Origin of the sequence: Sphingomonas astragali, assembly GCF_051400615.1 — a bacterium.
In the GTDB taxonomy this organism is placed as follows: Bacteria; Pseudomonadota; Alphaproteobacteria; order Sphingomonadales; family Sphingomonadaceae; genus Sphingomonas.
Genome location: NZ_JBLFFH010000001.1, coordinates 1,599,749 through 1,611,323, shown reverse-complemented (window position 1 = coordinate 1,611,323; position 11,575 = coordinate 1,599,749). Strand labels below are relative to the sequence as shown.

Genomic DNA, 11,575 nt, shown 5'->3' with positions numbered 1-11,575 from the left:
TATATCCGGCGCCCGCTAACACCGGATCGCCGTGCGTGCAACGGCGACGCTTGCATCGTGGCGAGACGCGGCCTAAGTGGCGCGGCCTCGGGGCCTGCCCCGAGACCCATGGTCGGGGCGTAGCGCAGCCTGGTAGCGCATCACACTGGGGGTGTGGGGGTCGCTGGTTCGAATCCAGTCGCCCCGACCAGTTCCAAAGGCGGCGGCTCACTCCGCCGCGCAGGTCAGCTCCAGCTCCTCGGGCGACGTGCCCTGCGCCAGTTCCTCGGCGAACCAGGCGCAGGTACGGGTGAGGCCCGTCTGGAGATCGACGCGCGGTTCCCAGCCGAGCAGGCGGCGCGCGCGGGTGATGTCCGGCCGGCGGCGGCGCGGATCGTCGACGGGGAGCGGACGGTATTCGACGCGCGGATTGACCCGCGTGATCGCGGTGATCCGCTCGAGCAGCTCGTTGACGGTCATCTCGTCGGGATTGCCGATGTTGATCGGCTCCATGCCGTCGAAGCGGTCGCTTTCCATCAACCGGACCAGCGCCTCGACCGTGTCCGAGACGTAGCAGAAGCTGCGCGTCTGGCTGCCGTCGCCGTAGATGGTGATCTCCCGGCCCGACAGCGCCTGGCAGATGAGGTTCGACACCACACGCCCGTCGTCGAGGTGCATGTGCGGGCCATAGGTGTTGAACAGTCGCGCGACGCGGACCTCCGCCCGGCCCAGGCGGCCGAAATCGAAGGTCATCGCCTCGGCGGCGCGCTTGCCCTCATCGTAGCAGGCGCGCGGGCCCGTGCAGTTGACGAGGCCGCGATAATCTTCGCGCTGGGGATGCTCGTCGGGGTCGCCATAGACCTCGCTGGTCGAGGTGAGCAGGAAGCGCGCGCCGGACAGCTCGGCCAGGCGCAGCAGCTGGTCGGTGCCGACGACGCAGGTCAGCATCGTGTGCTCGGGATCGACCTGATACTGCGGCGGCGAGGCGGCGCAGGCGAGATTGTAGATGCGCGTGAACCGCCGGGCGCGCGCGGTGATCGACGGCGGCAGCGGATGGGTGACGTCGGCCTCGACGAACTCGAAGCGGGGATGACCTTCGAGGTCGCTCAGGTTGGAGGGGCGCGCGGTCTGGAGATTGTCCAGGCAGACGACATGGTCGCCACGCGCGAGCAGCTCGGCGCACAGATGCGAGCCGATGAAGCCGGCACCGCCGGCGACGAGGGTGAGCGGTGCAGTCTCGATTCTCATGGTCGCTTTCCTCGCTGTTGCCTCGGTGAGATGGTGTTCGAGCTCCCGGGCCCGGTGGACGGCGGTGTGCTCCGCCAGCACGCGGGCGCGCGCCGCCGCGCCGATCGCGGCGGCATCGCGGTCCAGCGCGGCGACCGCGTCCGCGGTGGTGTCGGCGAGCAGGATCTCGCGGCCGGGCGCGAACAGGCTGTCGAGCCCGTCCCAGCGATCGGACAGGATCGGCGTGCCGCACGCCGCCGCCTCGAACAGCCGCACCGACGGCGACCAGCCGGCGGCGATCATGTCGGCGCGGGTGACGTTGAGCGTCAGCCGCGAGGCGCTGTAGAACTCGGCGTGGCGCGCGGGGGGCAGGTGCTCGATGCGCTCGACGTTGGCGGGCCAGGCGATGCCGGCCGGATATTGCGGGCCGGCGACGGCGAAGCGCTTGTCGGGGCAGCGGCGGGCGGTCTCGATCAGCAGCTTGTCGAGCGTCGGCTGGCGGTCGTCGCTATAGGTGCCGAGATAGCTGAGATCCCAGCGCTTCGGCACGTCGAGCGGGCGATAGGCTTCCGCATCGACCGAGCAATAAAGCGCGCGGGCGGCAGGCGCGCCGAACGCGCGCTCGATCCGCCGCAGCGTCGGCCCGCCGGTGAAGGAGAGATAGACGTCGTAGCCGGGGATCACCTCCGGTGAAAGATATTCGAAGTCGCCGCGCGCGAGCCTGGCGAGCGTGACCGGCGTGTCGATGTCGTAGAAGGCGGTGACGCCGCGCGCGTGCTTGTGCACGAAGCGGGCGACCTCCACCCCGTCGGGCACATAGGAGCCGACGATCACCGCGTCCGCCTCGGCCACGGTCGCCGCCCAGGTCTCCAGCGCCGAGAGATCGGGATAATATTGCAGCCAGCAATAGTCCGGGTCGGTCAGGTCGCGGTGCTCGCCGGCGTACCAGGGCACCTCGCGCTCCAGGAACAAAATGTCGTGGCTGCGCGCCGCGAAGGCCCTGAGCAGCGCACGCCAGGTGGTGGCATGGCCGTTGCCCCAGGAGGAGCCGAGGCTGAGGCCGAGGACGACGAGCTTCATGCGGCCTCCCGGGCGCGCGCGGCATGGCTGCGGAGGATCGCGTCGACCTCGGCGCCACGCAGCGCATAGGTGTGTTCGGACAGGATGCGGGCGAGCGCCGCCCTGCCGATCGCGCGGGCGCGCTCGGGGGTGAGCGCGGCGAGCAGGTCGGCGGCGTCCTGCCCGTCGCGGGCGACCAGCACCTCGGCGTCGGGCTTCAGGAACAGCTCGATGCCGTCCCAGGCATCGGTGATCAGGCAGGCGGCGGCACCGGCCGCTTCGAACACGCGCGTCGCGGGCGAGAAGCCGATGTGCGCCATCGAATCGCGCGCGACGTTGAGCACGGCGAGCGGCGTGCTGTTGAGCGCATTGTGATCGGCGGTGCCGACATGCCCCAGCCGGCGGATGTTGCCGGGCATCGGCTTGTCGTCCCAGCCGTTGCCGCCGAGCAGAAAGCGGCGCTCGGGGAGCAATGCGGCGGGCTTCAGGAAGAATTCCTCGACGCGCGCCTCGCGGTCGGGGAGCCGGTTGGCGAGGAAGGTGAGATCGCAGGCGAAACGCTCGTCGCGCGGCACGGGATAATGGGTGTCGGGGTCGAGCGCGTTGTAGACCGGCACGCAGCGCGCCGCGCCGAAGCCCTGATAGGCGTCCACCACCGGCGGGCCGCCGCCGTAGGTCAGCACCATGTCCAGGCCGCTCAGCGCCTGGCGCACCGGATGCGAGGCGTCGCCGCGCATCTCGTCGAGCGTGGCGGCGGCGTCGACGTCCCAGAACAGGCGGATCGCGTCGGGGCGGCTTCTTGCCAACAGGCCCTCCAGCAACTCGCGGTCGAACACGCCGACGCCGCTCGCCTTGACGACGACGTCCGCCTCGCCCGCTTCGGCGAGCACCGATTCGAGCCCCTCGGCGGTGGCGGGATAGACGACGACGCGCGCCCACATCGGCGGGTCGATGTCGCGGTGCTGCTGGCGGTCGAAGGCGTCGGGCTCGTAGAAGCTGATGTCGTAGCCGCGCGCCGAAAGCGCCTTGAGGATGCCGCGGTAATAGGTGGCGGCGCCGTTCCAGTAGGAGGACAACAGGCTCGATCCGTAGAAGGCGATCTTCATGCGGCATTCCTTGCTGGAGCGGCGAAGCGGGCGGCGATGGCGAGCAGCGCGTCCGCGCGGTGGGCGCAGCTGTGGCGGGCGCGGATCGTCTCCAGGCCGTGGGCGACGAGCGATGCGCGAAGCCCGGCATCGGCACGCAGGTCGAGCAGGTGCCGCGTCATCTCCGCACCGTCGCGTGCGACGAGATAGTCGGTGCCGGGCCGGAACAGCCCCTCGGCATCCTCCCACGGCGCCGACACCAGCGGGATGCCGCAGGCGAGCGCCTCGAACACGCGGATCGTCGGGATGCCGGGCAGGATCGTCGCATAGTAGCGGCGCGGGACATGGACGGTGGCGACGTGGCGCGCGAAGATCTCCGGCGCGCGGGCGTTGGGCGCCCAGCCGCGATAGCGCGCGCCGTGGCGGGCGAGCGCCGCCAGCGCTTCGGCGGGATAGCGCACGCCGTAGATGTCGAGCGGCAGCCCGGCCTCCTCGGCGGGGCGCAGCAGGAAGGCGGCGATCTCGTCGCTGCGCTCGCCGTCGCCCCAGTTGCCGATCCACACCAGCCCCTCGCGGCGCCCCTCCTCCGCGGGCGGATGGAAGCGGCGGAGGTCCGCGGCCTCGTGCCACACCCACACTCGCTCGCCCCAGCCCCAGCGGCGATAGACCTCCGCCAGCGCCTCCCCGAAGGCGAGCACGCCGTCATAGGCGGAAAGGTCGTAGGCGCGCATCTCCCCGGGCGCGCTGACCGCGCGGTGATGCGTGTCGTGGAACAGCAGGGTGAACCGTCCGCCGGCTGCGCGCAGCCGGCCGATGCCGGCGACCAGCGCCGGCTCGTTCCATTCGTGGACGATGACGAGATCGGCGCCGTCGACCTGCTCGGCGAGGTCGTCGTGCTTGCGCAGCACGGTCGAGCTCAGCTCGGGATAGGCGCGGCGATAGGGCTCCAGCCCCTGCTCGCCGTGGTCGGCGAGCAGGTTGGCGAGGCTCCAGGCGCCTTCGGGCTCGAACACGCGCACGTCGTGACCGCGCGCGACCAGCTCGCTCAGCACGCCGCGCAGGAAATGCGCGTTGCCGTGGTTCCAGCACGAGGCGAGCGAATGGGTGAAATAGGCGATCCTCATGCCGCCACCCTCCCGGCCGAATGGTGTGCAACCATTCGGGCGTAGAGCCCGGCCATCGCCTCGACCATCGCATCGGCGGTGTAGCGCGCCGCGCGCTCGCGGGCGGCGGCGCCGAGGCGCAGGCGGCGCCGGGTGTCGCCGATCACGCTCTCGATCGCGCGCGTCCAGGCAGCCTCGTCCTCGCCGGCGACGAATTGTGCGGACCCGTCCCAGAGCTCGCGGAACACCGGCATGTCGGAGAGCACCAGTGCCGATCCCGCTGCCGCCGCTTCGAGCACCGCGAGCCCGAACGGTTCGAACCGTGCGGCGGAGACGAACACCGGCCGGCAGGCGAGCTGCCGCGCCATGCCCGCCGCATCGAGCGAACCGAGCAGGTGGAGGTGGCGGAGGTCGATCGCCTCGCCATGCGGACCGGTGACCGGGCCTGCCGCATGGAAGGGCACCGCCAGCCGCCCGGCGACGCGATCGAGCAGCGCGGCGTTCTTGGCACGGTCCCAGAGGCGGCCAGCGGTGAAGACGCAGTCCTGCATCGCGCCATTGGCCAGCGGGGCGAAGGCGCGGCCGTTATGGACCACGGCCGGCGTGCGCGGCAGCCCATAGAGGCGCGCGACCATGCGGGCATAGCCGGCGCTCGGCGCCGCCACCATGTCGGCGGCGCGCAGCCCTTCCCCGGTCAGCGAACGGTGCCAGTGGAACGCACGCGGCAGCGGTTCGCCGGGACAGGTCGCCTGCCACCAGCTCGCGATGCAGCCGTGCGCGACGGCGAGCACCGGCACCGGCGGCGGCGCGGCGGCGCTGAGCGAGGGCATGTTGAGCTGGACGAGGTCGACATGCTCGTCCCCAGCGAGCTCGGCGATCGCCGCGCCGGCGGCGAGGATCGGCGCGGGGCCGTCGCTCAGCCAGTCGAGCGGCCGGCCGGTCTCGACCAGCCGCGCGCCCGGAATCGCCGCCGCCTCGGCACGCTGCGCCGCGGACGGCGGGGGCCCCAGCAGCGCGATCACCGTCTCGACCTCGCGGCTGCCGAACGCGCGGGCGAGGTCGGTGGCATATTGCCACACGCCGCCCACCGCATCGGCGGTGAGCAGGATGCGCATCCGCCCGGTCACAGCGCCCCCGCCGCGCTGCGGATTGGGACGACGCGCGGCTCGTCGCTCGGAAGGTCGATGCCGCGCTGCTCCGCCAGCCATTGCGCAAGGCGGGTGACGCCGCGGCGCCACGGCACCTTGGGCCCGAGCGCCAGCTCCTGCTGCGCCGCGTGGGTATCGGCGACGAAATAACGTTGGTCCCCCGCGCGCCATTCCGCGTTGCGGCAGGCGACGTCGCGTTCGAGGAGGCCGGCGATATGGTCGAGCAGCGTGACCAGGCTCACCGCGTTGCCGGGCCCGCCGCCGAGGTTGAACGCACGGCCGGCGACGCGGTCGATCCGGCGCCAGGCGGCGAGATAGGCCTCGACCGCGTTGGAGACGTCGAGGATGTCGCGCACCTGATAGCCGTCGCCGTAGATGGTGACCGGTTCGCCCGCGAGCGCGCGGATCAGGAAATGCGCGACCCAGCCCTGGTCCTCGGTGCCCATCTGGCGCTGGCCGTAGATGCAGCTCATCCGGAGCACCGCCGCCGGCAGGCCGAAGCTGCGGGCATAGTCGAGCACATATTGGTCCGCCGCCCCCTTCGAACAGCCGTAGGGCGTGTGGAAGTCGAGCGGCCGGTCCTCGCCGATGCCGTTGGCGCGGATCGCCGGGTCCGCCGGCACATAGCCGCGTGCGGTGCGGGTGAAGGCGAGGTCGCCGAGATCGCCATAGACCTTGTTGGTCGAGGCGAAGACGAGCGGGATGCGCCGCCCGCTCTCGCGGATCGCTTCGAGCAGATTGAGCGTGCCGAGCACGTTCACCTCGAAATCCTCGCGCGGGTCGGCTAGGCTGGTGGTGACGGCGACCTGCGCGGCCATGTGGAACACCGCCTCCGCCTCGCCCACCGCGCGGGCGAGCTCGCCCCGGTCGCGGATGTCGGCGATCGCCTCGACGACGCGGCCGGGATGGTTCTGCCTGAGCCACGCGAGGTTGGCCTCGACGCCGGGCCGCGCCAGCGCGTCGTAGACGATCACCCGGCGCCCCTCGGCGGCGAGCCGGTCGGCGATGTTCGAGCCGATGAAGCCCGCGCCGCCGGTGACGAGGATCGGCGCGCCGCTCATGCCACCAGCCCCCTGGCTTCGAGCTCCGCCCGCGCCTCTCCGACCCGGTCCACGGCGGTCTGGCGCCCGACCCACTCGGCAAGCTCGGCGAGCCCCTCGTCGAAGTCCTTGCGCGCGATGAAGTCCAGCTTCTCCCGCGCCAGCCCGCCGTCGCAGAAGCAGTGGCGGATGTCGCCGACCCGCGCCTTGCCGACGATCTCCGGCATTACGTCGTTGCGGTGCATCGCGCGGGCGAGCGCCTCGGCGACCTCGGTCACCGAACGGTCCTTGCCCGAGCCGATGTTGAAGGTCTGGCCGCTGATCCCCGGCTTCTCCAGCGCGTCGGCGAAGGCACGCGCCACGTCCTCGACATGGACGAAGTCGCGCCGCTGCTCGCCGTCCTCGAACACCAGCGGCCGCTCGCCGTTGAGCAGCCGCGAGGCGAAGATCGCGAGCACGCCGGTATAGGGATTGGAAAGCGCCTGGCCCGGTCCGTAGACGTTGAACAGCCTCAGGCACACGCTCTCGATGCCATAGGGCGCGCTCATGATATGGGTGGTGCGCTCCTGCACATATTTATTGAGCGCGTAGATCGAGGCGAGGCTGGGCCGCTTCCACTCGGGCGTCGGCAGCGGCATCAGCGGATGGCCGGCGATGTCGACGGGGTTCCAGATCTTCTGCCCGTCGCGCACCAGCCCGCGCTCGGCATCCTCGATCAGGTTGCCCGCCATGTCGCGGTAGAGGCCCTCGCCATAGACGCTCATCGACGAGGCGGTGACGACGCGCCGCACCGGACGGTCGATCAGCCGCTCGAACAGCACCGCCGTGCCGACGTCGTTGGTCGAGGTGTAGCGCTCGACCTCGTACATCGACTGGCCGACGCCGACCTCGGCGGCGAGATGGATCACGCTGTCGATCCCGTCGAGCGCACGCGCGACCGCATCGCCGTCGCGCACGTCGGCGCGGATGAGCTCGGCCTCGGGGTCCAGCCCGTCGGGCCGCTCGATATCGCCATGGACCTGCTCGAGCAGGGAATCGAGGATACGCACGCGGTAGCCGCGGCGGAGCAATTCGAACGTCACCTGCCGGCCGATGAAACCCGCGCCTCCGGTGATCAGGACATGCTCGGTCACGTCGTTCCTCTCGCAGAATCGCCGCGCTCGGCAGCGATGGGTGATCAGGTGGCTTCCGGAACACCTTCTTCTTCATCTTGTTCCCGATTCCAGCCTCCAATAACCTATGTTAAACTATTGATTTAACATGGATTAAACCGGAACTTTTCCGGCGCGATCCGGTTGGGAAGCATCTATGTTGATCCTGCCCGGCCCCCTCCGCAGCGCATGAGCGCACGCATCCATCTCGTCCGCCATTGCGCGCACGCCGACGTCGGCCGCGTGCTGAGCGGCCGGCGTCACGGCGGCGGGCTCACCGCCGAGGGGCGCGCCCAGGCGCATTGGCTTGCGGGCGAGATCGCGCGCGGCGAGCCGATCGCGGCGATCCATTCCAGCCCGCAGCAGCGCGCCCGCGAGACCGCGGAGGAGATCGCCGACCGGCTCGGCCTCACCGTCCGCATCGTCGCCGCGCTCGACGAGATCGATTTCGGCACATGGACCGGCCGCAGCTTCGCCGATCTCGAGGCGGACGAGGCGTGGCAGTCCTGGAACGCGACCCGCTCCACCGCCTGCCCGCCCGGCGGCGAGACCATGGCGACGGCGGTCGCGCGCGCGGTCAAGCATGTCGAGGCGGTCGCTTCCGGCAATCCCAAGGCCGCGGTGCTGTGCGTCAGCCACTGCGACATCATCCGCGGCATCGTCGCGCACTATCTCGGGCTCGGGCTCGACAACCTGCTGCGCTTCGACGTCGACCCCGGATCGGTCAGCACGCTCATCGTCGGCCCCTGGGGCGGACGGCTCCACACGCTCAATCGAGGACACGCATGAGGAGAAGCAACATCGCCCGCATCGACTCCGCCAAGGAAGCCCTGCGCGAGCGGATCGAGGCGCTCGCGCCCTGGTTCCAGAACATCGACCTCGACGGCATCCCGACCGCGCCCGACCATTTCCTGGGCGACTATCCGGCGTTCAAGTTCCGGCGCTTCGCCGACGCGCTGCCGGCGGATCTCAGCGGAAAGGCGGTGCTCGACATCGGCTGCAACGCCGGCTTCTACGCGGTCGAGATGAAGCGGCGCGGCGCCGAGCGCGTGCTCGGCATCGACACCGACGAGCGCTATCTGGCGCAGGCGCGGCTGGTCGCGGAGACGCTCGGCTACGACGACATCGAGCTGCGCAACCTCTCGGTCTACGACGTCGCCGCGCTGGGCGAGCGTTTCGACCTCGTGATCTTCATGGGGGTGCTCTATCACCTCCGCCACCCGCTGCTCGCGCTCGACCTGATCCGCGAGCATGTCGCGGGCGACCTCATGCTGTTCCAGACGATGCAGCAGGGCTCGCCCGACGTGCTGCAGGTGCCGGAGGACCACCCCTTCCACGTTCCGGGCACGACCCAGCCGCCGAGCTTCTTCGACAATCCCGCCTATCCCAGGATGCACTTCATCGAGCGGTCCTTCGCACATGACTGGACCAACTGGTGGGCGCCCAACGCCGCGTGCAGCCAGGCGATGCTGCGCGCCGCGGGCTTCGCGATCGAGGCTCACCCGGAGCCCGAAGTCTATCTCTGCCGCGTGGCCCCGGTGCCCTACGCCAGATACGGCCCCGCGGCGGTCTATCCCGCCCAAGGACCGGAAGGAGGCGCCGTCGAATGATCGAAGCCGCGATGATCTGGAACGAGCCCAACAACAAGTCGCACTGGGACCCGGCGCTTGACCCCGACTGGGCGATCTACGCCGACACGGTGATCCGCGCGGGCGCCGCGATCCGCGAGGTCAACCCGGGGGTGACGCGGGTGCTGGGCGGCATGTCGCCGATCGATCCGCACTGGCTGGACCGGATGCGCGGGCACGGCGCGCTCGACGCGGTCGACGTGGTCGCGGTGCACGGCTTCCCGCTCGACTGGAACCTGTGGCCGATCCACGCCTGGCCCGATCGTATCGCCGAGATCGAGGCGGCGGCGCCCGAGAAGCCGGTGTGGGTGACGGAGGTCGGCGTCGGCTCGTTCGGCGCCGAGGAGGTGCAGGTGTTCGGCCTTAAACGCACCGCCGAGCTGCTGATCGGCCGCGTGCCCAACATCTACTGGTACTCGCTGTTCGACCTGCCGATGGCCTGGGGCGCCGAGACGCGCCACCGCGAGGCGGAAGGATCGAGCTACTATCGCCATTTCTACATGGGCCTGATCCGCGAGGACGGCACGCCCAAGCCCGCGCTCGACGACTATGCCAGGGTCGCGGGCGAGATGGGCCTGATGCAGTGGTTCCACTTCCACGACCCGCGGCTCGACGAGGCCGTGACGTGGATGAAGCGGCTCGGCACCCGCAAGCTGCGGACCGGCCTCAGCTGGGCCGACAGCTTCCGCCCCGACGCGCTCGACTGGTTCGACCGGCAGATGGAGGCGCTCGCCGACTTCGAGGTGACGCTCACCTTCTGCTTCACCCCCGAGCATCTCGGTGCCGGCCGGCACCACACCAGCCCGCCCTATGATCCGCAGCAGTTCGCCGATTTCTGCGCCTGGATGATCGATCGCTATGCCCCGGCGGTCGCCGACCGGCCGGCGGTCGCCAACGCCTGAAAGGAGGACCCATGCTCTCCCCCCGTCCGCGCGGCATCAACCTCGCGATCGTCGGCGTCGGCAATTGCGCGAGCTCGCTGGTGCAGGGCCTCGAACACTATCGCGCCGGCGCCAACGACACCGTCGGCCTGATGCATTGGGAGATCGGCGGCTACCGCCCCGCCGACATCCGCGTCGTCGCCGCCTGGGACGTCGACCGGCGCAAGGTCGGCCGCGACGTCGCCAGGGCGATCTACGCCAAGCCCAATTGCACCGCCGTCTTCGCCGAGCGCGTCCCGCCGACCGGCGCCAAGGTGCGGATGGGCCGCGTCCTCGACGGGGTCGCGGAGCACATGGCCGACTTCCCTGCCGACCGTACCTTCCTCGTCGCCGACGAACCCGAGGCGACACGCGAGGAGGTGGTGGCCGTGCTGCGCGAGACCGATGCCGACGTGCTGGTCAACTATCTGCCGGTGGGGTCACAACAGGCGAGCGAGTTCTACGCCGAATGCGCGCTGGAGGCCGGCGTCGCCTTCGTCAACAACATCCCCGTATTCATCGGCAGCGATCCCGAGTGGAGCGAACGCTTCCGTGCCGCGGGCGTGCCGGTGATCGGCGACGACATCAAGGCGCAGCTCGGCGCAACCATCATCCACCGCGTCCTCACCGACCTGTTCAGGAAGCGCGGCGTCAAGCTCGATCGCACCTATCAGCTCAACACCGGCGGCAACACCGACTTCCTCAACATGCTGGAGAGGAAGCGCCTCGCCTCCAAGAAGACCTCGAAGACCGAGGCGGTGCAGTCGGTCGCGGCCGAGCGCCTGGTCGACGAGAACATCCATGTCGGCCCCAGCGACTATGTCGCCTGGCAGAACGACAACAAGGTCTGCTTCCTCAGGATGGAGGGCCAGCTGTTCGGTGGCGTGCCGATGAACCTGGAGCTGCGCCTGTCGGTCGAGGACAGCCCGAACAGCGCCGGCGTCGCTATCGACATGATCCGCTGCGCCAAGCTCGCCCGCGACCGCGGCCTCGCTGGTCCGATCGAGTCGGCCGCCGCCTTCTTCTGCAAGCATCCGCCCCGGCAGATGCCCGATGACGAGGCCTTCGCCGCGCTCGAAGCCTTCCTCCGGGATTGAGCGGCGATGCCAGGACCTGTCTGATGAAGTGGAATCGTGCTCCTGCGAAAGCAGGAGCCCTGGATCACAGGAGTGTCGCTTGCGGCCTGAGATCCTGCCTTCGCAGGAGCACTTGCACCGCTTCAATCCGGACGGGGT

General features: G+C 70.3%; 10 protein-coding genes, 1 tRNA gene and 1 pseudogene. 5 read left to right on the top strand and 7 right to left on the bottom strand.

Annotation, left to right across the window (positions count from 1 at the left end):
- Window positions 1-113: 113 nt before the first annotated feature.
- Window positions 114-190, top strand: a tRNA-Pro gene (locus ACMGER_RS07810).
- 17 nt (window positions 191-207) lie between these two features.
- Here the strand turns inward: ACMGER_RS07810 and ACMGER_RS07805 are convergent.
- The 7 genes and pseudogenes from ACMGER_RS07805 to ACMGER_RS07775 form a co-directional block, all read right to left on the bottom strand.
- The gene (locus ACMGER_RS07805) at window positions 208-1,227 is read right to left on the bottom strand and encodes a UDP-glucuronic acid decarboxylase family protein (RefSeq protein WP_436811705.1); all 1,020 of its coding nucleotides are present in this window, start codon (window positions 1,225-1,227) and stop codon (window positions 208-210) included.
- Between the two features lie 48 nt (window positions 1,228-1,275).
- Window positions 1,276-2,286, bottom strand: a pseudogene (locus ACMGER_RS07800) (CgeB family protein); the annotation flags it as partial.
- The gene (locus tag ACMGER_RS07795) at window positions 2,283-3,371 is read right to left on the bottom strand and encodes a CgeB family protein (RefSeq protein WP_436811513.1); all 1,089 of its coding nucleotides are present in this window, start codon (window positions 3,369-3,371) and stop codon (window positions 2,283-2,285) included. The gene ACMGER_RS07795 and the pseudogene ACMGER_RS07800, both read right to left, overlap by 4 nt.
- Window positions 3,368-4,474, bottom strand: coding sequence for a CgeB family protein (locus ACMGER_RS07790; protein ID WP_436811512.1), 1,107 nt, complete (start codon window positions 4,472-4,474; stop codon window positions 3,368-3,370). The genes ACMGER_RS07795 and ACMGER_RS07790 overlap by 4 nt, the downstream gene beginning before the upstream one ends.
- Window positions 4,471-5,568 (bottom strand): glycosyltransferase family 4 protein, encoded by a 1,098-nt coding sequence (locus tag ACMGER_RS07785; protein ID WP_436811511.1) that lies wholly within the window; start codon window positions 5,566-5,568, stop codon window positions 4,471-4,473. The genes ACMGER_RS07790 and ACMGER_RS07785 overlap by 4 nt, the downstream gene beginning before the upstream one ends.
- A gap of 8 nt (window positions 5,569-5,576) precedes the next feature.
- Entirely contained in the window at window positions 5,577-6,662 is a 1,086-nt protein-coding gene (locus tag ACMGER_RS07780; protein WP_436811510.1) for an SDR family NAD(P)-dependent oxidoreductase, read from the bottom strand.
- The gene (locus ACMGER_RS07775) at window positions 6,659-7,774 is read right to left on the bottom strand and encodes an NAD-dependent epimerase/dehydratase family protein (protein ID WP_436811509.1); all 1,116 of its coding nucleotides are present in this window, start codon (window positions 7,772-7,774) and stop codon (window positions 6,659-6,661) included. The genes ACMGER_RS07780 and ACMGER_RS07775 overlap by 4 nt, the downstream gene beginning before the upstream one ends.
- 207 nt (window positions 7,775-7,981) lie before the next feature.
- Here ACMGER_RS07775 and ACMGER_RS07770 point away from each other — a divergent pair, with 207 nt between their 5' ends.
- From ACMGER_RS07770 to ACMGER_RS07755, 4 genes are read left to right on the top strand one after another with little or no spacing between them, the layout of a single operon-like run.
- Window positions 7,982-8,581 (top strand): histidine phosphatase family protein, encoded by a 600-nt coding sequence (locus ACMGER_RS07770; RefSeq protein WP_436811508.1) that lies wholly within the window; start codon window positions 7,982-7,984, stop codon window positions 8,579-8,581.
- The gene (locus tag ACMGER_RS07765) at window positions 8,578-9,402 is read left to right on the top strand and encodes a TIGR04290 family methyltransferase (RefSeq protein WP_436811507.1); all 825 of its coding nucleotides are present in this window, start codon (window positions 8,578-8,580) and stop codon (window positions 9,400-9,402) included. The genes ACMGER_RS07770 and ACMGER_RS07765 overlap by 4 nt, the downstream gene beginning before the upstream one ends.
- On the top strand, window positions 9,399-10,322 hold the full coding sequence (locus ACMGER_RS07760; RefSeq protein ID WP_436811506.1) for a glycosyl hydrolase: 924 nt from the start codon (window positions 9,399-9,401) through the stop codon (window positions 10,320-10,322). Before ACMGER_RS07765 ends, ACMGER_RS07760 begins: the two co-directional genes overlap by 4 nt.
- A gap of 11 nt (window positions 10,323-10,333) precedes the next feature.
- Complete coding sequence (locus tag ACMGER_RS07755; RefSeq protein ID WP_436811505.1) at window positions 10,334-11,437, top strand: inositol-3-phosphate synthase; 1,104 nt, start codon at window positions 10,334-10,336, stop codon at window positions 11,435-11,437.
- The last annotated feature ends 138 nt before the right edge of the window (window positions 11,438-11,575 follow it).

Excerpts from the sequence above, each read along its gene's own strand:
- ACMGER_RS07790 (WP_436811512.1), bottom strand. The coding sequence starts at position 4,474 with ATGAGGATCGCCTATTTCACCCATTCGCTCGCCTCGTGCTGGAACCAC.
- ACMGER_RS07770 (WP_436811508.1), top strand. The coding sequence starts at position 7,982 with ATGAGCGCACGCATCCATCTCGTCCGCCATTGCGCGCACGCCGACGTC.
- ACMGER_RS07785 (WP_436811511.1), bottom strand. The coding sequence starts at position 5,568 with ATGCGCATCCTGCTCACCGCCGATGCGGTGGGCGGCGTGTGGCAATAT.
- ACMGER_RS07805 (WP_436811705.1), bottom strand. The coding sequence starts at position 1,227 with ATGAGAATCGAGACTGCACCGCTCACCCTCGTCGCCGGCGGTGCCGGC.
- ACMGER_RS07795 (WP_436811513.1), bottom strand. The coding sequence starts at position 3,371 with ATGAAGATCGCCTTCTACGGATCGAGCCTGTTGTCCTCCTACTGGAAC.
- ACMGER_RS07760 (WP_436811506.1), top strand. The coding sequence starts at position 9,399 with ATGATCGAAGCCGCGATGATCTGGAACGAGCCCAACAACAAGTCGCAC.
- ACMGER_RS07755 (WP_436811505.1), top strand. The coding sequence starts at position 10,334 with ATGCTCTCCCCCCGTCCGCGCGGCATCAACCTCGCGATCGTCGGCGTC.
- ACMGER_RS07765 (WP_436811507.1), top strand. The coding sequence starts at position 8,578 with ATGAGGAGAAGCAACATCGCCCGCATCGACTCCGCCAAGGAAGCCCTG.
- ACMGER_RS07780 (WP_436811510.1), bottom strand. The coding sequence starts at position 6,662 with ATGAGCGGCGCGCCGATCCTCGTCACCGGCGGCGCGGGCTTCATCGGC.